Raw genomic sequence first — 20,012 nt, 5'->3', positions numbered from 1 at the left:
CCCGCGGATCAATGCAGTTCGGTGGTCTGGGTCGCCGGCGAGCGCGGCATGTAGCGCTCCGACACCAGCGCAATGCGCTGGCCGACGCGCACGTAATGCTGCGGGCCGGTGACCGAGCTTTCGCCGAACTCCAGCGTCTGGCCGTCCAGATCGAGCACGGCTTTCGGTGGCGCCAGCCCGATTTTGGCGGGATCGAAATCACTCGCTGGCCGCCAGCTGAGCACGTGCGCCGCAGCGGCATCGGCCAGGTCACTGAGCCGCGCGTCGTTCGCGCGTGCCGGGGTGCCGTCAGTACGCCACCAGTGACCGTCGCGCTTTTCATAGTGCATCGTGGGCGTGCCGGGCAGGGTCAGCGTGATGTGGCTGACGCTGGCTGGATCGATGGCCGTAAGCGGCCCGGTTTCGTTGCGTGCGTCGCGTTGCAGTTGCCAACCAGCTAGCACCAGCAGTGCCAGCACAGCGAGCAGCAGGATCAGGCGCTGGCGGATCGCGCGTTTCATCGTTCAGCGCCGACGCCGGCGCCACACGATCAGGCCGCCGATCAGCAGAAGCAGCAAAGGCAGCGCAATCAGGAAACCGAAACTGAGCGTGTTCAGCTCCGCCTGCGAAATCTGCAGCAGCCTATCCGGTGCGCCGCGCGGCGGCAGGTCGACCAGCTTGTCGTCGCCGAGCAGCCAGTCGAACACGCGCTCGCCCAGTGCGCGGTTGCCGCCGTTGCCGAGGAAGGTGTTGGACAGGAAATCGCCGTCGCCGATCACCACCGCGCGCTGCTCGCTCTTGTCCGGGCTCGGCGACAGCCGGCTCAGTGCGAAGCCGAAATCCAGCGGCCCCTTGAGTTCGCCGGCGCTCGCGTCGAAGCGGATGTCCGACGGCTTGTCGTTGTCGATCGGATGGAACTCGGTCCAGCTCTGCGGACCGGAGCGCAGGAACGGTTTGATCGCCCAGCCCGCCTGCGCTACCTGGGCCAGCGCGGATACCTGCGGGAACAACGTGGTCAGCGTGAACCCCTGGGTAATCGCCTGCGGCTGGTAATCGCCCAGCGCGATCAGGCGCGGGTCATGCAGGCCGAGCGCGGTGCCGCTGCCATCCACCAGCACGCCGGGCAGCACGTGCACGCCCAGCGCGTCGGCCAGTGGCTTGAGGCCGAGATCGTCGTTGGCCGGCTCGGTCAGCCACAGCAGGTTGCCGCCGTTCTGTACGTAGCCGACCAGTGCCTGCACCGCGCCCGGCGTCAGCGCCAGGGTGGGGCTGGCCAGCACGACCAGGTCGGTGTGCTCGGGCACCGCGCTGACTTGGGCGAAGTTCAGCGGTACCGCGCGCATGCCGCGCGCTTCCAATTGCGTGATGAAGGTGCCGAGGTCGGCATTCGCCTGGCTGTCGGCGCGGCGCTCGCCATCGCCGGTGACGAACGCGACGATGCGATCGTTGCCACGCACCAGTCGCTCCAGCGCATTGGTTAGGCTGCGCTCGGACAGTTCATCCAGCCGCTGCTCGTGATCCTTGTAGTGCAGGATCAGCGCGCCATCGACGGTGATGCCGAGGTCGCGCATCTTCGCCGGATCCAGCTGGGGGTCGACGAAGCGCAGACTGAGGTCGGGTTTCACCGCCTGGTAGCGCTGCAGGAAGCCGGCCACGGTCTGGCGCAGGTCGCCCTGCGGGTTCGCGTAGCTGACGATCTCGACCGGGCCAGTCAGCTGGGCCAGTACCGCGCGGCTTTCGGCCGACAGGCTGGTGCGCCCGTTCGCGGTCCAGTCCGCCTCGTGCGCGTAGCGCGTGCTCAGGTAACCGATGGCGCCCACGGCCAGCAACAGCAGCAGCGCGAACAGCCAGCCGTCCAGACGTCTGAATAGATGACGCATCAGTCGCGCTCCCTTTCGGCGCTGAGCCGACGCGCGGCCAGTGCCAGTGCCAGCACGATCAGCAGCACGAACCACACGATGTCGGTACTCGACACCAATCCACGCAGCAGCGGCTGCAGGTGTGTGCTCATCGCCAGCCAGTTGATGGCGCCGCCGTTGATGCCGGCCATCTGCGCGCCGAGGTTCACGCCCCACAGCGCCAGCGCGAGGATCAGGGCGGCAGCCGCGGCGATCGCCGGATGTGAGGCGAAAGTCGAGCAGGCTACGCCCAGCGCGGCCAGTGCGGCCAGCATCAGCGCCAGGCCCAGCGTCGCGGCGGCCAGCTTGCCCCAGTCGAGATGCGTGGCATGCGCCAGCGCCAGTGGCATCGCCAGAGTCAGCAACAGCCACAGCAGCAACCAGCCGAGCACCGCCAAATATTTGCCGAGCACGATGCGCGAGGCCGGCACGCCGGCGGCGAACAGCAACGGCAGCGTGCCATTGCGGCGCTCGCCGGCGATCACCGACATGGTCAGCAGCGGCACCACCAGAAATGCCAGCTGGGCGAGCTGACCGAGCAGTGGTACGCCGACAAGGTCGGTGAAGCCCGGGCTGTCCGGCCGTGCGGCGTTCTGGATCTGTCCGGCCAGGAAACCGCCCAGCAGCAGGGTGAAGTTCCACGCCAGCCATGCCAGCGTCAGCGCGGCCAGTACCCAGGCCAGCGGACGCACCAGTAGCCGGCGCCACTCCAGTCGTGTCACGGTCAGCAGACTCATGCGGCGCGCGCCGGGTTAGTGTGGCCGTTCATCGCAATCTCGAAGAAGGTCCGCTCCAGCGCCGCGTGATCGTCGCTGTGTACCGGACCATCGTGGCGCAGCGTGCCCTCGTGCAGGATCGCCACGCGATCGCAGACGGCGGTGACTTCGGCGAGCAGATGGGTGGAAAGGATCACGGCGGTGCCGGTGGCGGACTGTTCGCGGATCAGCGTGCGCAACGCGGCGACCTGGACCGGGTCGAGTGCGTTGGCCGGCTCGTCCAGCACCAGCAGCGCCGGTTTGTGGAGCAGCGCACAAGCCAGCCCCAACCGCTGGCGCTGGCCTTGCGACAGCACGCCGGCCAAGCGTCGCGCCAGCGGCTGCAGTTCCAGTCGCTCGATGATCGCGGCACGTGCCTGCGTCAGCGCCGCACCACGCAAACCGCGCAGCTGACCATGGGCGTCCAGATGCTCGCTTACCGTCAGTTCCGGCCACAACGGGGCACGTTCGGGCAGCCAGCCGATCAGCTGGCGGGCCAGTTCCGGTTGCTCGAAGAAGTCCGCGCCGTTCAGCTGAATGCTGCCGCTGTCCGGGCGCAGCGCGCCGGCAATCATCGACAAGGTGGTCGATTTGCCGGCGCCGTTGACGCCGAGCAGGCCCAGCACCTGGCCCGGTGATAGCGCCAGGCTCAGATTCTGCACAGCGGGACGGCCGGCGCGACGGCGGCTGAGCTGGTCCAAGCGCAGGACGGGCTCGGTGGAAACGGCGGTTGGCAAGGTCATTGCCTGATTGTCACGGTGCCCCCACTGTTTAGACAACAGGCGATTGCCAGACCCGCGAACTAACGACGTATTAGCTCCTCCCTCTTGACGGCCTGATACAATTGTGGGCTAGGCCATGCTGGCGGGTATGGAAGCCCCTCAACTAGACTGAATCCATCCCTCACCCGGTGCCTTCCATGCTCGATGCAGTGCTCAATTTCCTGAACAACGGTCTCACCGGCGCAAGCTGGGGCCAGATTGTGGTCTATATGCTGATCGTGACCCAGCTCACCATCTTCACGGTGACGCTGTATCTGCATCGCAGCCAGACCCATCGCGGCGTGGATTTCCACCCGGTGCTGGCGCATTTCTTCCGTTTCTGGGGCTGGCTGACCACCGGCATGGTCACCCGTGAGTGGGTGGCGGTGCATCGCAAGCACCACGCCAAGGTCGAGACCGAGGAAGATCCGCACAGCCCGATGATCTACGGCATCAAGAAGGTGTTCTGGGACGGCGTCTCACTGTACCGCGATGCCTGCGAGTCGAAGCAGGACATGGAACAGTACGGCCGCGGCACGCCGGACGACTGGGTCGAGCACAAGGTCTATGGCGCGCATCCGTATTGGGGCCCGACCCTGATGCTGCTGATCAGCATCGCGCTGTTCGGCGTGATCGGCGCCGCGCTGTGGGCGGTGCAGATGGTGTGGATTCCGTTCTGGGCCGCCGGCTTCGTCAACGGCATCGGCCATTGGGCCGGCTACCGCAATTTCGAAAGCGCCGACACCGCGCGCAACCTGATTCCGTGGGGTTTCTGGATCGGCGGTGAGGAACTGCACAACAATCACCACGCGTTTCCCAGCTCGGCCAAGTTTGCGCTGCGCAAGTGGGAATTCGACATCGGCTGGGCGGCCATCTGCATGTTCCGTGCAGTCGGTCTGGCCAAAGTGTTGCGCGTGGCGCCGTCACTGGATGTGCGTCCGAACGTGCGCCTGCCGGATGCCGAGACGCTGAAGGCCGTGCTGACCCACCGCTTCCAGGCGATGACCGACTTCTACCGCGGCGTGATCATCCCGACCCTGCGCGACGAAGCCCAGCATGCTGGCGAGAACCTGAAGGCCGTGCCGCGCCGCATGCGCTTGGCGCTTGCCGATGGCGGCCGCTGGCTGGACAACGAAGGCAGCGCGAAGCTGCAGGCCGTGCTGGCCAAGCGTCCCACGCTCAATATCGTGTGCGACTTCCGCAACCGCCTCGCGGCGCTGATGGAGCAGCGCGGTGCCGATCAGGCGCTGAAGGGCCTGCAGCAGTGGATCCACGAGGCCGAAGAAAGCGGCATCCGTGCCTTGCAGGAATTCGCACAGCGGCTCAAGGGCTACACCGTCGCGACCGCTTGATCGCGTAGTTGCTGAAGCAGTCTGAACAAGCCCGCCGCATGGCGGGCTTTTCTTTTGCGCTTGGCCACAGGCGTGCGAGAGTTGTGGAGGTGCCGCGGATAGCACGTGGCGAACCTTTCTCAGGGAGCGGGTATGGCTTTGCGGGTGGTCCTGATCGGCGCGACGGGCGTATTCGGTTCACGTATTGCGCGACGGCTGGCGGGCGATCCACGCTTCATGCTGATACTGGTGGGTCGGCAGCGGCCAGCGCTGGAAGCGTTGCGCGATGAGCTCGGGGATGCCTCGGTGGAGGTCGCCACGCTCGACGTCATTGCCTCCGATCTGCCGGCAGCACTGGCGCGATTGGCACCGCAGCTGGTGATCCATACTGCTGGCCCGTTTCAGAGTCAGGACTATCGGGTTGCCGAGGCCTGTCTGGTCTGTGGCAGTGACTATATCGATCTCGCCGATGGTCGCGATTTTGTCAGCGGGATCGGACGCCTGGACGAGCGCGCCCGCAAAGCCGGACGACTACTGGTGAGCGGTGCGTCGAGCGTACCTGCGCTGAGCAGTGCGGTGGTCGATGCATTGCTGCCGCGTTTCAGTGCCCTGCACTCGATCGAGCACGCGATCAATCCGGGCAATCGCACACCGCGTGGCGATGCCACGGTGGCCTCGATCCTCGGCTATTGCGGGCGGCCGATCCGGGTCTGGCGCGATGGCCGCTGGCAGCATGTCTATGGCTGGATATCCAGCAAGCGGCAAGCGTTTCCGTTCGGGCGCCGGCGTGTCGGTGTTTGCGAGGTGCCGGATCTGGAGCTGTTTCCGGAACGTTACCCTCAAGTGCGCACGGTGCTGTTTCGCGCCGGACTGGAGTTGCCGCTGCTGCAATGGGGTACCTGGTGTGCGGCGTGGCTGGTGCGGCTGGGTTTGGTCCGCAATCTCGCCGCGTACGCGCCACGTCTGCGTCGCTTCAGTGAGCGCTTCATCCGTTTCGGCTCGGATGTCGGTGGCATGGTGGTGGAACTTGCCGGCTCCGGTATCGATGGTGCGTCGTTGCGACTGCGTTGGTGGCTCGACGCGGCGGCAGGTGACGGCCCGCAAGTACCGGTGACCCCGGCGGTGGTGCTGGCGCAGCGGCTGGCCGATGGTCTGGTGGCGGCGAAAGGCGCGCAACCATGTATGGGCCTGCTCACGCTGGATCAGTTGGTGGATGGCTTCGCTGGTTATGCGTTGAACACAGGGCTGGAGGTGCTGGATTGAGTGGAATCAGTCCAGAAACCGTGCGGCATGCGCGGCATCAGGCACGCGACATAGCTTGCGCCGCCCGAACAGTCGGTAGCGATGGCGTGCGACCCAGCGGTACGCCGGGTCGCGCAGAAACTTCGGGATGGCACGCAACAAACCGCTGACCAGTGCCCAGCCACGGCCTAGCTGACTCAGTACGCGCGCAATCGCGTCGGTATCGGTGTAGCCGTGGCCGTCCTGCACCAGCAGGAAGGATGTCGGGTCGTCCGGCGACAGGCCGTGCGCTCGCAGCAAGCTGCTGCCGTGACTGCTCTGCATGGTGGCGAGCCGGAAACGGCCTTCGCGATCGTGCCGCAGGATGAAGTCGACCCAGCGGCTGCACAGTAGGCAAACGCCGTCGAACACGATCACCGGTGCGGCTTCAGTTGCCATCGACGATCTCCAGCCAACCGCGATAGGCGACCAGGCGCCCGAGCAGAGGCAATCGAGTGTCGATGTGGAACGTGTAGCGTCCGTCCTGTGCGCCACTGCGCGACAGCACCTCGCCGAACAGTGCGAGTGGCAGCGGCAGGCCGAACACTCGTGCGCTGCGCAGCTGCCAGTCGATGACCTTGCCATCGCGAAGCAACTCGAAACGCAGCGTGATCGGACCCAGTCGTTCGCTCAGCAGCGGCAAGTTGGTCACGCGATCCAGTACCGAGCGCATTTGCTTGCCGGCGAAGCGACGCGTCCAGATTTCTCGCGTACCACGGCGCTCGATGCTCACTTCCAGTGGTTGTTGCAGGCCGGGCTCCGGCAGTCCCAGCAGGTGCCGCAACCAGCGGATGGGCAGGTTGGTGGCACCTTCCACATCGGCTGTGCCGCGTGCTAGTACGTGGGGTACGTTGCCATGCATCTGCTGTACGGGCGCGGACAGCTGGTGCCAGCGTTCGCCGAGCAAGGCGGGGAACAGGGCCGGATCCGAGGTCATCACGGGATGATGACGGCTGCGTTGTGCTGGCAGCAAGCGGGCAAAAGAAAACCCGCCTTGGGGGCGGGTTTTCTTGGAGGCACCAGTGTCGCTGTTGCAGATGCGGGAGCAAGAGCAAAAGCGATCCCTGCCTTCGCAGGGATGACCAAATGGCTAGCCACGCGCTGCGCGCGTGGGCCATTTGGTCACTTGATCTTGCCTTCCTTGTACATCACGTGCTTGCGCACGACCGGATCGTACTTCTTGAACTCGAACTTTTCCGGCGTGTTCTTCTTGTTCTTCTGCGTGGTGTAGAAGTGGCCGGTACCGGCCGAGGAGATCATGCGGATCTTGTCTTGGGTCTTGTTTGCCATGATTTAATCCTCAGACCTTGTCGCCGCGAGCGCGCATCTCGGCAATCACGGCTTCGATGCCATTCTTGTCGATCGTGCGCAAGGCGTTGTTGGACACACGCAGCTTGATCCAGCGATTCTCGCTGGCGACCCAGAAGCGACGCTCATGCAGGTTTGGCAACCAGCGGCGACGGGTACGGTTGTTGGCGTGCGAGACGTTGTTGCCGCTCTGCACACCTTTACCGGTGACTTGACATACACGGGCCATGACGACCTCCGTTGAATGACTTCAGAAGCCGTGGCTTTGAAAGTCGGTAAACACCCGTTAGCCAGGGTGACATCGGCCCAGCGGCGCTATGCGCCACGCGATGCTGGAGGTTGTTGCCACGCATGATCGTGAGGTCCGTACCGCGTGGCGGACTGCCCGGAAACACCGGGTCGATCGAGGCGAGCCGCGTATTCTCGCAGAAAAACAAGGCTGTGCGCAATCTGTTCCGCCCTGCCGGATGCCGCCTGGCGTGCGTGCCGAGGGGATGTATGGAACAATCGACCTCTTTTTCTACCTGACTAGACCCCGAGGAATTCCCGATGGCGCAAGAGATCACCAACGACCAGGCCAGCGGCCAGGCCAGTCAGCCGCAGCTGGTGATGCAGAAGATCTATGTGAAGGACGTGTCCTTCGAGGCGCCGAATGCGCCGCAGATCTTCCAGGACATCGACGGACAGGATCAGCCGCAGGTGCAGCTGAACCTGGGTCAGAAGGCCACCGATCTGGGCAACAACATGTATGAGGTGGTGCTCAGCCTCACACTGACCTGCACGGTCGGTCAGCGCACTGCCTATCTGGCCGAAGTGGAACAGGCCGGCCTGTTCGGCATCGCCGGCTTCAACGAACTGGAGCATGCCGGGATCATCGGCAGCTACTGCCCGAACCTGCTGTTCCCGTATGCCCGTCAGGTGATTTCCTCGCTGGTGCTGGAAGGCGGCTTCCCGCCGTTCCTGCTGCAGCCGATCAATTTCGACGCGCTGTTCGCCGAGCAGCAGCGCCGCGCGATGGGTGGCGATGAGGTCCCGGCCACGCTCAACAGCTGAGTCGACGGCATGGCTGAAAACCCGATGCTGACCGTTCTCGGTGCCGGCTCCTGGGGCACCGCGCTGGCGGCACTGACGGCGCGCAATGGCGTGCCGACCCGGTTGTGGGGGCGTGACCGCACCGCGCTGGCGGCGATGGCGACGAGCCGTTGCAACCAGCGCTATCTGCCGGATATCGAACTGCCGGCGGAGCTGGCCTACGAAAGCGATCTGGCCAGCGCCGTGCGCGGTGCCGACATCGTGCTGATCGTGGTGCCCAGCCATGCGTTCGCCGCCATGCTGGCCGAGCTGGCGCCGCTGCTCGACGCCCATACCGCGATCGCGTGGGCAACCAAGGGTTTCGAACCGGGTACCGGCCGCTTCCTGCATGAGTTGGTGGCTGAGCAGTTGCCCGGCCGCGCCGCGGCGGTGGTCACCGGCCCGTCGTTCGCGAAGGAAGTGGCCGCCGGGCTGCCCAGCGCGGTCACCGTGCATTCGGACGACGCGGTATTCGCGCAGCAACTGGCGAGCCTGCTGCACGCGCCGAATCTGCGCGCGTATTCCGGCAGCGACATGCTTGGTGCCGAACTCGGCGGCGCGATGAAGAACGTGCTGGCGGTCGCCACCGGCATCGCCGACGGCATGCAGCTGGGCCTGAATGCGCGTGCCGGCCTGATCACCCGCGGCATGAACGAGATGCTGCGTCTGGGCGTGGCGCTAGGTGCACGACCGGAGACACTGATCGGCCTGTCCGGCCTCGGCGATCTGGTGCTGACCTGCACCGGCGACCTGTCGCGCAATCGCCGGCTCGGCCTCGCGCTGGGACATGGCGTGGCGATCGACGAGGCGGTGCGCCAGATCGGTCAGGTGGTGGAGAGCATCCTCACCGCCGACGAAGTGGCGCGGCTGGCCGACAAGCACGGGTTGGACCTGCCGATCAGTGCCGGCGTACGCGCCGTGCTGCATGGCGAGGTCACCCCGGTCGACGGGCTCAAGGCACTGATGGCGCGTGAGCAGAAGCCGGAATATCCGCACGGATTATTCGGCACGGCCTGAGCCATTCCGTTGGCGCTGCAGGTTCCTTTGATCTGCACGCACGACGACGATCGCATCCTGCCTCGGCGCTGCTAAGCTCAACGTTTTGGTTGTCGCCACGGATCGCATGCGCATGCAGCAACCGGACGAGAAACAGCACGACGCCACCGCGCCGGCCGGCGAGGACGAAGCGTTGCCGCAGGCATGGCGACGGCTGCTGGCTGCGCCGAAGCCGGCCGTGGTCAGCGACCATGGCGTGCTCGGTTTCTTTCTGGAAGTGCTGCCCGAAGAAGGCGCCGCGTTCGCCCGGCTGGATGTGGCGCCGGTATTGCTGGCGGTGGCCGAACATGGTCGCTATGCGCGACCGGTGCCGCTGGACAGCCGGCACCTGGCGCAGTCGCCGCTGCAACCGCACGAGCAGCGTCTTGCCGCCACCATGCTGGGCTTGCCGCAGAGCGTGCGCAAAGGGCGCAGCTATGCGCGCCTCGGTGGTCATGTCGGCGACACCTTGCTGGCCGAGATCCTCGACACCGCGCCGTGCTTCCTCGGCGGACTGGCCGGATTGCGGCTGTCGCGCGGCAAGTCGCATCAACTCAACTGGCACTGGCAGATGGAGCCGGACGGCAGCCAGCGTCTGCTGCCCTTGCTGCCGCACAGTCAGCGCCTGCTGCGCATCGATGCTCTGTGGTATCTCGACGCCGAGCGCGCCACGTTGGGCCTGTTCGATGCCGCGGCCGAGGAAACCCACTGGCTTGAATTGCCGCCGCTGAAGCACGAGCACGGTCGTCGCCTGCGCAGCCGCCTGCCGGGTAGCCGGCTGGCGACCCGGGTGCCGTTGCCGCAGGTATTCGGCGAACTGCGCCGCTCGCAACTGGCGCCGAAGCCGGTACTGATCCTGCATGCGCTGACCCGGCACGCGCGACTGGCCGCTGGCACGCCGCCGCTGGGCTATGCGCGGCTGGCGTTCGACTACGCCGGCGAACGCCTGCCCGGTCGCGGCGGCGAGCCGTTGGTGCGGCGTGTGCGCAACGGCCAACTGGTCGAGATCACCCGCCGTCGCGCCGAGGAACTGTCCGCGATGGAGCAGCTCGAACGTGCCGGCCTCACTCCTGGCGTGGACACCGAAGGCCTGCCGTGGGACGTCGCCGAAACCCTGCCCGAGGATGCCTGGCTGTTTCCCGGCACCGGTTACGCCGGCGCGCTGGAGGTCAACACGCCGGCACGCTGGCTGGCGTTGCGGCCCAAGCTCGAGGCGGAAAACTTCCAGGTCGAGTACGCGCCGAGCTTCCCGTTCGAAGTACTGGAAGGTCCGGTGCGCTGGTACGGCCAGGCGGTGGAAGACAACGACGATCACGCGTTCGATCTGGAAATCGGCATCGAGCTGGATGGCCAGCGATACAACCTGTTGCCCGCGGTGGCGCAGGCACTGGCCGAGCATCAGTTGAACCTGAGCCCGGCGCCGAACGAGCCGGAAGACGCGGTGTGGTACGCGCCGGTCGATGCGCGCCGCCGCGTGCCGGTGCGCCTGAAGGAGTTGCGTGGGCTGCTGGCGCCGTTGGCCGAATATCTGGAGAAGCCGCGCAAGAAACTTCATCTGCCGCGCGTGCAGGCCGGCCGACTGGAGGAGCTCGTCGCGGCGATGCCCGGCGGCGGCACGCTGGAAGCGGCCGAGCCGCTGCTCGGCTTCGCCGCGCGCCTGCGCGACGCCGCCGAGCGCGCCAGCGATGCCGTGCCGGAAGGACTCACGGTGGAGATGCGGCCGTACCAGCGCGAAGGTCTGCGCTGGTTGAACGCGCTGGCCGAAGCCGGCGTCGGCGGTGTGCTGGCCGACGACATGGGTCTGGGCAAGACGCTGCAGCTGATCACTCATCTGTTGTCGCTGAAACAGAGCGGTGCGCTGACCCAGCCGGCCTTGATCGTGGTGCCGACCAGCTTGATTCCGAACTGGCAATCGGAGATCGCGCGCTTCGCGCCGATGCTGCAGGTGTTGACCCTGCACGGGCCACAGCGCGCCGAAGAATTCGCCCAGCTCGGCGCGCAGGACATCGTGCTGACCAGCTACGCGTTGTTGCCGCGCGACGTGATCGCACTGCGCAAGCAGTCGTTCGCGCTGATCGTGCTGGACGAGGCGCAGCAGGTGAAGAACCCGCGCACGCAGGCACGCCGCGCGCTGCTCAGTCTGCGTACGCCGCGTTATGTCTGCCTCACCGGTACGCCGCTGGAAAACCATCTGGGCGAGTTGTGGTCGCAGATCGATCTGGCCGTACCCGGCCTGCTCGGCGACGAGGGCGCGTTCCGTCGCTTCTACCGCGTGCCGATCGAGAAGCAGCACGACGAGGAATGCCAGCAGCGGCTCAATCTGCGGTTGGCGCCGTTCATCCTGCGTCGGACCAAGGCGCAGGTGGCGAAGGAGCTGCCGCCGAAGACCGAGATCACCCGCCGTGTGGTGCTCGAAGGTCGCCAGCGCGAACTGTACGAAGGCCTGCGCCTGTCGCTGGCGGAAGAATTGCGTGAGGTGATCGCCCAGCGCGGCATCGCGCACTCCGGCATCGTGGTGCTGGATGCGCTGCTGAAGTTGCGTCAGGTCTGCTGTGATCCGCGGCTGGTGAAACTGGAAGTGGCGCGTGGCGTGCACGAATCGGCGAAGTTCGAACTGCTGATGGACATGCTGCCGGCGCTGCTCGACGAGGGCCGCAAGGTGCTGCTGTTCTCGCAGTTCACCGGCATGCTGAAACTGATCGCGGCCGAGCTCGATCGTCGGCGCATTCGCTACGTCACCCTCACCGGCGACACGCGTGACCGTGCCGAACCGGTGCAGCGTTTCCAGAACGGCGAGGTGCCGCTGTTCCTGCTGTCGCTGAAGGCCGGTGGCGTTGGCCTCAACCTCACCGCCGCCGACACCGTGATCCACTACGACCCGTGGTGGAATCCGGCCGCCGAAGCGCAAGCCAGCGACCGCGCGCATCGCATCGGTCAGGACAAGCCGGTCTTCGTGTTCCGCCTGATTACCAGCGGCACGGTGGAAGAACGCATCGAAGAGTTGAAGGCGCGCAAAGCCGAACTCGCCGCGGCGGTACTGGAAGGCGGCGGCAGCCGCGAAAAACTCAGCTTCGAACAGGCCGACCTGGATACCCTGCTGGCACCGGGCTGACGCCAGGCGACTGATGGTTCAACGCATCGCTCAGGACGATGGCGACATGCGTGTGCGCAGCAAGGCATCGACGGACTGCTGCCATTCCGGCGAACCGGGTTTCGATTGCGGCGCCTCCTGGCCCAGCTTGTTCTGCACGGCCTGATTCCATTCGGCCGAACCGGGCTGTGTGCCATGTCCGTTGCTATCGTCGATGCCCAGCGATTGATCGACCCATGCATACCATTCGGTGGAGCCGAGCGCGGCATTGGCGGGTGCAGTCTGACTGGCTGCAGATTGCGATGGTGCCGGCGTAGGCGAACACGCGGCGAGCAGCAGGGCGAGCGGGAGGCTGGCGACGAGTCGGCGCATGGGCGGCTCCGTGGATGACAGGCCTAGGAGCCTAGTGCCTGCGCACGCGCGGAGGATTAAGTTTTCATGATGCCGGCAACCCCGTTCAGGTCGTTGCGGCGAAGGCGTCGGTGCGACGTGCGAGTCCGTTCAGTCGCGTGCGGCAACCTCGTCGATATGCCGCAGCAGGTCGGCCGGATCGTCATACACGCGGAACGCGCCCGACTGCTGCAACTCCGCCAGGCCGTAGCCACCGGAGAGCAGGCCGACACCGAGAGCGCGAGCGCGCTGGGCGGCGAGCATGTCCCACACGCTGTCGCCGATCACCAGCGACTGATGGATGTCCACGCCCAGGCGCGCGGCGGCGGCGAGGAACAGGTCCGGGTCGGGCTTGGCGTGACGCACCTGGTCGCGCGTCACCACCGGTATCTTCGACGGATCGACGCCGAGCGCCTCCAGATTGTGTGCCGCGGTTTCCATCCGTCCGCTGGTGGCGATTGCCCACGGGATGTCCTGCGCAGTCAGATAGGCCAGCAGTTCGCGCGCACCCGGCAGCGGCCGTACCGAACCCTGCGTGTGCTGTCGGTTGAACGCTTCAGCATGCCATTCACGCAGTCGCGCCAGGCGCTCCTCGGTGATCTCCAGCCCGGTCTCGCGCAGCAGGATGTTCGCGAACAAGCCACCGCTCATGCCGATCTTGCGGTGGATGCGCCATACCGACAGCTCCACGCCTTCCTTGTCCAGCGCCTCCTTCCACGCCAGCACGTGCTGGTAGACGCTGTCGACGAGGGTACCGTCGAGGTCGAACAGAAAGGCGGTGTCGTTGCGCGGCATGTCGAATCTCCATCGTCGGTCCGAAGGCCGAGCATGGCGGATGGGAGGTGGAAATGCAGGACCAGTCCGGCAATCCGGTCTGGCTCAACGCATCAGGTCGATCTTGCGCAAGCCACGCCGAATGGCTTCGAGGTTGCCTCCCTCCGGCCAGCCGATAACCTTGTCGATGATTCGGCCATGGCTGAGAAAATAGAACGTCGGTGTGTCGAAGCGCTCGACCATCGGCAGCGTGGCATCGTCGTAGGCGATGCCAAGCCGCAGCGTGGGATGCGCCTGATTCCAGGCCTGTACCGCATCGAACGCAGTGACTTCACTGGCCGGAGCGACCCATTGCGCATAGTCGCGAAACACCTCGCGCAGCTGCAGATCGGCCTCGATGTCGCGTGCGGCATTCTGCGAAAAATGGCAGCCGGTCGACGCCAGCACCACCACTTGCGCGGGGGTGCGGATATTGAAGCGAAAGCGCACCAGCTCGCGCTTGCGCGCGCCGGGCGTGACGATCCACAGGCTGGGTTGGCCATCGCGGATACGGGTGGACGAACGCATGACCGGCGCCGGACTGCGTTCGACCAGCGGATACGCGGCGCGCAGCGCGCGGGCCTCGTCGACATGGTGGGCAGTGATCAAGGCGTTGTAGAGGTTGCCGGCATGCGGTCGATCGATGCGGTGACGGTGCGCCAACTCGGCGAAGTCACTGCGCATGTCGGCCAGATAGTCCGGTTGGCTGGTAATGCGGAAAGCCAGCGTCGTCGCAGCACGAAACAGGAATTCCACGTCGCGGTCGCTCAGGACATGCCGTTGAGCATCCGTCTGAAAGGGGGCGAACTGTTCGGTATAGATGTGTTTGAGGTTTTGCGTATGGGTGGCGTTGTCGTCGCCCTGATCGGCCGCGGCGATCAGCTGGTCGTAACGGGACTCTAGCGTGCTGACCTGTTTGTCGTCGCCGGCAGGGCGTGGCGTGCTGCGTGCGTCCAGATCAATCGCATAGCTCTGTGCGCCGAACAGACGCAACAAGTCATAAGCCTGTTCGCGGGTGAGCTCATAGCTCAGATCGTCGAGGCTCATCCCGCCCAGACCATGCTCGCCAAACACCATGCTGTCGAGGAACCGTCGCTGCGCGCCCGGCGTGAGCCAGCTCAGCGGCGAACTCGCCGCCGGCGTGTCATGCAGATAGGCATCCAGCTGCGCGCGCGTGACGATCGGTTTGGCAGGAATGACCGGTTCCGCACGGATGGTGACGTCGGCATCCGACGCTGTCGGCGGCTCCGTTGCCAGCACGGCGCATGGCAGCATCGGCGTCAACACAAACAGCAGACGGGCGATGACGGTGTACGACATATCGCGCTCCCCGCATTCCTGTCGAAAGAATCAGTGCAGCAGTCCGGGCACTACCGGCTAACGACGCTGCAACAGCGACCCACCCGAATCCACCACCGCCAATGCAGTGGCGCCGATCAGGCCCGGTTCGGGATTCATGATCGCCTGCGTCGGCACCTGTTCCATGGTGACGCGGAAACGACCCTTCGCCTCGAAGCGCTCGCGAAAACCGCCGCGCTCCATCCACGGCAGCAGGATCGGTACCAGTCCGCCGGTGAGATACACACCATCCCACGCGCCCAGGGTCATCACCAGATCGCCGGCGACGCTGCCGAAGATGCCGGCGAAGGTTTCCACCACCTGCACGCACATCGGGTCGCTGTTCGCGTTGGCGCGCGCGCTGATGTCTTCGGGCTTCAATGCCTCGGGCGTCTGCCCGGCGATTTCGCACAGCACGGTATACAGATTCACCAGGCCGTTGCCACAGACAATCCGTTCGTTGGAGACCCGGCCGTAGCGCTGGTTGAGCCGCTTGAGGATTTCGATGTCCTCCGGCGTGTGCGCGGCGAAGCCGGCGTGCCCACCTTCGGTCTGCAGCACGCTGCACTTGCCCTGACGCAGCAGCAAGCCACCGACACCAAGCCCGGTGCCGGGGCCGACGATCACGAAGGTCTGTTCGTCCTGCGCACCGAGCTGCGGCAATGGCAGCTTGCCGACGGGTACCAGATCACTCGGCTGCAGCAGCATCACGGCCATGCTCTGCGCGGCAAAATCGTTGACCAGCCGTACCGATTGCAGGTTCAGCTCGGCCTGCAGCTTGTGTGCCGAGATCGCCCACGGGTTGTTGGTGATCTGCACCGTCTCGCCATCGCAGATGCGGCCGGCGGCGGCAATCAGCGCATGCTCCGCGCGCAGTCCACTGTCGGCAAAATACTGGCGGATTGCGTCGGCCAGCGAAGCGAACTCACTGACCTGGTAACGCCGCACGTTGTCCATCTGGAACGGCATGCTCGCGGCCGGATCCGAAACGGCGAAACGCACGTTGGTTCCGCCGAGATCGGCGAGCAGGGTCGGGGCCGGAACGTGCATCGGAACTCCATCGGGTGACGCGGAAACGGCAAGCGTGCCGTGATTGCTGGCCATCGTCCAGCATCCTGGCGAATCCGGGAAGCTGGCGGGCAATGTTCGATGGTCCGGCCAGATCTACTTTCCCTCTTTGGGTGGCTTGGGCTTTGGTTTAGGTTTGGGCTTTGGCTTGTGTTTGTGCGGCGGGCTCGGCGCTGGTGCGGGACCGGGTGCCGGCGCAGGGCTCGGTGCGGGTGCGGGACTCGGCGCAGCGCCCTGCAAGGCGCTGAGCAAGGCCTGGCCGTTCGGGCTGCCCAGCCCGGTGCAGGCATCCCAGCCCGGGCCGGCCGTGTAGCTGCCGTTGTTGCCCTGGGTGATGTCGCGGAATCCTTTTCCACCGACACCGTAGAGCGTGGCGTTGGCGGCACCCAGCGCATGGCCGAGCTGCTGGTTGATGCGCGCCACCAAGGCAGCCCATAGTGGCGCGACGGCACTGGTGCCGCCGACGACTTCGTTCTGGCGGTCGACGCGCACGGCGTAGCCGGTCAGCGGATCCGCGTTGCCGGCGATGTCCGGTACGCCGCGGCCGACGAAACCGCCCGGTGCCGCAGGCACCTTCGACGCCGACTGCCATGTCGGCAGCGCGAACACGGCGCTGACGCCACCGCCGGTGGCGCCCTCGTTGCCGGCGGTCTCGTTCCACACCACTTCACTGCTGATCGTGCTGCCACGACCCATCAGCTTGGTGCCGCCACAGGCCAGCACGGACGGACTGGAAGCGGGGTAGTCCGCCGTCGGCTGGCCGCTGCTGACGCCATCGCTGGAGCCGTTGTCGCCGGCTGCCACGGTCACTGTCACGCCCAGTGCAGCGGCATCCTCCAGCGCGGTCTCCATCGCATTGCGCGACGCCGCGCTCCAGCTGCTTTCGGGGCCGCCCCAGCTGATCGACATCACCGTGGCCGGTTGCGTGCTGCTGTGTGCGGCCTGCGAGATCGCGTTGTAGAAGCCCTGATCGGTATTCGCGGCGAAGTAGACGACGAACTTCGCCGCCGGTGCCAGCGCACCGGCGACTTCGATGTCCAGCATCACTTCCGCATCCGCGGCGCCGCCGGGCTGGTTGCTGCCGCTGTCGACGGAAACGGCGGTGACCGAAGGCGTCTTCAGGCCGAGTCCGCTGAAGTAGGTATCCAGATCGGCCTGCACATAACCGCCGCCGAGTTCGATGATTGCGATGATCTGGCCGCTGCCGTCGCCGGTGGGAAAGTTGTACAGCTGGCCGACCTGCAGCGGGGTGTAAGTGGTGGAAGGCTGCGCCTGCGCGATGCGGAAATGTGGTTGCGCGACCGGGCGGCGATCCAGTCCCAGCACCGCGATCACGGCCGGATCGGGCAGGGTGGGCGCCTGCGCGGAGCCGACGTAGGAAGTGCCGCCGGGCGTCAGCTCGTAATGGCCCAGCTGCACGCCGAACGCCTGCTGCAGCGAATGCGCGGTGCCGCGCAGGTGCAGCGTGCGCTGCCCTGGTTCGCAGGCCAGTTCCTGCAAGCCATGCCGGCGGTTGAAGTCACGCAGGCGCGTCACATCAGCCGGATCGGCACCGTAGCGCGTCGTGAAATCGGCATGCCGGGCGCTGCGTGAGGCTGATGGTGCCAGCGTGCCCAGCGGGTTCATGCGCCGCAGCACCACGGTCACGTCCAGCGTTTCGTCTGGAGCATGCGGCCCCAGATAGCGGGCGCCGACGGGCAGATGCCAGTGGGAAGTCGCGGCGGTGGGCTTGGTCTTGCTCATGAGGCTTCCTCCGGTGGGGAGCGGGGGTCGTGGCGCGGAGGGTGCGCCCCAAAGTGTTACGGCAAGGTGTCCTCGATGTTGGTTCCGTGGCGACAAGGTGTGCGGGCAATGTCGCAGCGCGGCCGCAGGCTTTGCGTTGTGGCCTAAAATGACGGGACATCACCCGTCAGGATCTGCCATGAGCTTCCCCGCCATCCGCATGCGCCGCATGCGTCGCGACGCCTTTTCCCGCGCGCTGATGCGTGAGCACACCTTGCTGGTGAGCGACCTGATCATGGTTGCGTTCGTGATCGAGGGCGAAGGCCAGCGCGAAGCGGTGCCGTCGATGCCGGGCGTGGACCGGCTGTCGATCGACGAGCTGCTGAAGCTGGCTGGCGAATGCGTGAAGCTCGGCATTCCGGCGCTGGCGCTGTTCCCGTCGCCGGGTTCGGCGGTGAAGAGCGAGAACGCCGCCGAGGCGTGGAATCCGAAGGGCCTGATGCAGCGCGCCACTCGCGCGCTGAAGGCGAAGTATCCCGAGCTGGGCCTGATCGGCGATGTCGCGCTCGATCCGTACACCACGCACGGCCAGGACGGCTTGATTGATGATGCCGGCTACGTGATGAACGAGCCCACCGTCGAGGCGTTGATCAAGATGTCGCTGGCGCAGGCCGAGGCCGGCATGGATTTCGTCGCGCCGTCGGACATGATGGACGGCCGCATCGGCGCGATCCGCGAGGCGCTGGAAGAAGCCGGCCACATCCACACGCGCATCCTCGCCTACTCGGCGAAATACGCCTCCGCGTTCTACGGCCCGTTCCGCGATGCGGTGGGTTCGTCGGCGAACCTCGGCAAGGGCAACAAGCACACCTACCAGATGGACGTCGCCAACAGCGACGAAGCGCTGCATGAAGTCGAACTGGACATCGCCGAAGGCGCCGACGCGGTGATGGTGAAGCCGGGCCTGCCGTATCTGGACATCGTGCGCCGGGTGAAGGATGCGTTCGGCGTGCCGACCTTCGTGTATCAGGTCAGCGGCGAGTACGCGATGCTGAAGGCGGCGTCGCAGAATGGGTGGCTGGATGAGAAGGCGGTGGTGTTGGAGTCGCTGACGGCGATGAAGCGGGCGGGGGCGGATGCGATCCTTACTTATTACGCGATTGATGCGGCGACGTGGTTGCGCGGGGAGTGATTCGGTTTTTCAGATAGCGGGATGTATTCAAAGACGATGATGCGGGGCTGCCATGGTAGGTCACGAAAAAAACCTGAAAGTCTCGTTTGCCGCGCTACTGTTCGCCGCGTTCTGCCTTTGCGCGGGGTTCGCACTCTGGGATCGCGTAGTGGTCCACGTGCGTGGGCCCGAAGTCACGCACGGGATAGCGGCCTCCGCTCCAGCAGGTGCTGCGTCCATTCTGGGTTATCCCGCCGAAACGATCGGGCTTGACGAGACCGGCACGCATGTCCACCGCTTCCTCCAGAACGCTGAGTACACTTTTGCAGCGTTTGACGGTGAACTGCTCGGTGCTGATCGCGGCGAGTGGGGTGGAGAGCTGGTTTTCCGTGACGCTAGCGGTACGGTGCATCCGGTACTACAGCGTAATGTGCATGGCATCGTGAGGATGCCTTTCGGAGTGGTCGTATTTACTGGATTGGCGCATATGGGGCAAAGCGCGGGTGCCATCTTTCGCATAGAGAAACGCAACGATGGCGCTGTAGTTGCGACACGAATGCATTCCCTTCGCGGTGCACCGGGCGATGTCCGTTGGACAACATCTGGTGATCTGGTTTTTTCAGTTCACTACGTGTCCCGTGATGGTCTGTTCGATGGCGTGCATGCGCAGTGCCTCCTGCTGGACAGATCGGGTGATTTGCGAAGGCAGCCCTGCTTGATGATCGTGGGTGGATAGCCACTCAAGCGCAAAATGGATATCGGGGTTGGTTTAGTTCCGGACGCGTCTTGGTGCCTTGCAGAAGCAAGAGCTTTCGTGCGCCTTTGGCGCCCGAGTTACTTTCTCTTTGCGTGGCCAAAGAGAAAGCTAACCAAAGAGAAAGGCCACCCCGCTTGGCGCTTGCCGGGCATCCTGCCCGGCAAGTTCGTGAGCCGGGGCCGGGCTTTTCGACAGGACTCCTGTCCTGGCGAAAAGGAGTCGACATCCCTGTCGACTCCCCTA

20 protein-coding genes are annotated in these 20,012 nt (G+C 65.5%); 7 read left to right on the top strand and 13 right to left on the bottom strand.

The features are described from left to right. Positions 1-8 precede the first annotated feature (8 nt). The 4 genes from IE071_RS11670 to IE071_RS11655 are packed head-to-tail and all read right to left on the bottom strand — an operon-like array spanning position 9 to position 3,375. A complete protein-coding gene (locus IE071_RS11670; protein WP_189441365.1) occupies positions 9-500 on the bottom strand; it encodes a hypothetical protein in 492 nt (163 codons plus the stop codon). Positions 501-503: 3 nt separating this feature from the next. After that, entirely contained in the window at positions 504-1,859 is a 1,356-nt protein-coding gene (locus tag IE071_RS11665; protein ID WP_189441364.1) for a GldG family protein, read from the bottom strand. After that, positions 1,859-2,614 carry an ABC transporter permease gene (locus tag IE071_RS11660; protein ID WP_189441363.1) on the bottom strand — a complete coding sequence of 252 codons (756 nt, stop codon included), beginning with the start codon at positions 2,612-2,614 and terminating at the stop codon, positions 1,859-1,861. Before IE071_RS11660 ends, IE071_RS11665 begins: the two co-directional genes overlap by 1 nt. Continuing rightward, positions 2,611-3,375 (bottom strand): ABC transporter ATP-binding protein, encoded by a 765-nt coding sequence (locus IE071_RS11655; protein ID WP_189441362.1) that lies wholly within the window; start codon positions 3,373-3,375, stop codon positions 2,611-2,613. Before IE071_RS11655 ends, IE071_RS11660 begins: the two co-directional genes overlap by 4 nt. A gap of 176 nt (positions 3,376-3,551) precedes the next feature. On the opposite strand from IE071_RS11655, the gene IE071_RS11650 reads away from it, so the two are divergent. Both IE071_RS11650 and IE071_RS11645 read left to right on the top strand, forming a co-directional pair. Continuing rightward, positions 3,552-4,745: a DesA family fatty acid desaturase gene (locus IE071_RS11650; protein ID WP_189441361.1), complete on the top strand. Its 1,194-nt coding sequence runs from the start codon at positions 3,552-3,554 to the stop codon at positions 4,743-4,745. Between the two features lie 105 nt (positions 4,746-4,850). Further along, positions 4,851-5,987, top strand: a complete 1,137-nt coding sequence (locus IE071_RS11645; protein ID WP_229792871.1) for a saccharopine dehydrogenase family protein — start codon at positions 4,851-4,853, stop codon at positions 5,985-5,987. Positions 5,988-5,993: 6 nt separating this feature from the next. On the opposite strand, the gene IE071_RS11640 is transcribed toward IE071_RS11645, so the two are convergent. The 4 genes from IE071_RS11640 to rpmB all read right to left on the bottom strand — a co-directional run bounded on the left by IE071_RS11640 (position 5,994) and on the right by rpmB (position 7,542). Beyond that, positions 5,994-6,404, bottom strand: a complete 411-nt coding sequence (locus IE071_RS11640) for a thiol-disulfide oxidoreductase DCC family protein (protein ID WP_189441360.1) — start codon at positions 6,402-6,404, stop codon at positions 5,994-5,996. Next, positions 6,394-6,942 carry a DUF4166 domain-containing protein gene (locus IE071_RS11635; protein ID WP_189441359.1) on the bottom strand — a complete coding sequence of 183 codons (549 nt, stop codon included), beginning with the start codon at positions 6,940-6,942 and terminating at the stop codon, positions 6,394-6,396. The genes IE071_RS11640 and IE071_RS11635 overlap by 11 nt, the downstream gene beginning before the upstream one ends. 185 nt (positions 6,943-7,127) lie before the next feature. Further along, on the bottom strand, positions 7,128-7,295 hold the full coding sequence (gene rpmG / locus IE071_RS11630; RefSeq protein ID WP_184418896.1) for a 50S ribosomal protein L33: 168 nt from the start codon (positions 7,293-7,295) through the stop codon (positions 7,128-7,130). 10 nt (positions 7,296-7,305) lie between these two features. Further along, positions 7,306-7,542, bottom strand: a complete 237-nt coding sequence (rpmB, locus tag IE071_RS11625) for a 50S ribosomal protein L28 (protein ID WP_072759006.1) — start codon at positions 7,540-7,542, stop codon at positions 7,306-7,308. 320 nt (positions 7,543-7,862) lie between these two features. Between rpmB and secB the strand changes: the two genes are divergently transcribed. The 3 genes from secB to IE071_RS11610 all read left to right on the top strand — a co-directional run bounded on the left by secB (position 7,863) and on the right by IE071_RS11610 (position 12,531). Further along, positions 7,863-8,366, top strand: a complete 504-nt coding sequence (secB, locus tag IE071_RS11620) for a protein-export chaperone SecB (RefSeq protein ID WP_189441358.1) — start codon at positions 7,863-7,865, stop codon at positions 8,364-8,366. 9 nt (positions 8,367-8,375) lie between these two features. Next, the gene (locus tag IE071_RS11615; protein ID WP_189441357.1) at positions 8,376-9,401 is read left to right on the top strand and encodes an NAD(P)H-dependent glycerol-3-phosphate dehydrogenase; all 1,026 of its coding nucleotides are present in this window, start codon (positions 8,376-8,378) and stop codon (positions 9,399-9,401) included. A gap of 112 nt (positions 9,402-9,513) precedes the next feature. Further along, positions 9,514-12,531, top strand: a complete 3,018-nt coding sequence (locus IE071_RS11610; RefSeq protein WP_189441805.1) for a DEAD/DEAH box helicase — start codon at positions 9,514-9,516, stop codon at positions 12,529-12,531. A 30-nt stretch (positions 12,532-12,561) separates the two neighbouring features. Here IE071_RS11610 and IE071_RS11605 read toward each other — a convergent pair whose 3' ends face one another. The 5 genes from IE071_RS11605 to IE071_RS11585 form a co-directional block, all read right to left on the bottom strand. Then, a complete protein-coding gene (locus IE071_RS11605; protein WP_189441356.1) occupies positions 12,562-12,882 on the bottom strand; it encodes a hypothetical protein in 321 nt (106 codons plus the stop codon). Between the two features lie 129 nt (positions 12,883-13,011). Then, the gene (locus tag IE071_RS11600) at positions 13,012-13,695 is read right to left on the bottom strand and encodes an HAD family hydrolase (RefSeq protein WP_189441355.1); all 684 of its coding nucleotides are present in this window, start codon (positions 13,693-13,695) and stop codon (positions 13,012-13,014) included. An 84-nt stretch (positions 13,696-13,779) separates the two neighbouring features. Further along, positions 13,780-15,033 carry a hypothetical protein gene (locus IE071_RS11595; protein WP_189441354.1) on the bottom strand — a complete coding sequence of 418 codons (1,254 nt, stop codon included), beginning with the start codon at positions 15,031-15,033 and terminating at the stop codon, positions 13,780-13,782. Between the two features lie 57 nt (positions 15,034-15,090). Further along, complete coding sequence (gene glk, locus IE071_RS11590; protein ID WP_189441353.1) at positions 15,091-16,101, bottom strand: glucokinase; 1,011 nt, start codon at positions 16,099-16,101, stop codon at positions 15,091-15,093. Positions 16,102-16,215: 114 nt separating this feature from the next. Next, positions 16,216-17,862: a S53 family peptidase gene (locus IE071_RS11585; protein WP_189441352.1), complete on the bottom strand. Its 1,647-nt coding sequence runs from the start codon at positions 17,860-17,862 to the stop codon at positions 16,216-16,218. 178 nt (positions 17,863-18,040) lie between these two features. On the opposite strand from IE071_RS11585, the gene hemB reads away from it, so the two are divergent. Together hemB and IE071_RS11575 are read left to right on the top strand one after the other, a co-directional pair. Beyond that, entirely contained in the window at positions 18,041-19,033 is a 993-nt protein-coding gene (gene hemB, locus IE071_RS11580) for a porphobilinogen synthase (protein ID WP_189441351.1), read from the top strand. A gap of 52 nt (positions 19,034-19,085) precedes the next feature. Then, a complete protein-coding gene (locus IE071_RS11575; protein WP_189441350.1) occupies positions 19,086-19,748 on the top strand; it encodes a hypothetical protein in 663 nt (220 codons plus the stop codon). The last annotated feature ends 264 nt before the right edge of the window (positions 19,749-20,012 follow it).

The sequence above is a fragment of the Rhodanobacter panaciterrae genome (assembly GCF_014651895.1).
GTDB lineage: Bacteria > Pseudomonadota > Gammaproteobacteria > Xanthomonadales > Rhodanobacteraceae > Rhodanobacter > Rhodanobacter panaciterrae.
Note: the sequence above shows the minus strand (reverse complement) of the source record. Positions and strands in the feature narration are given on the sequence as shown.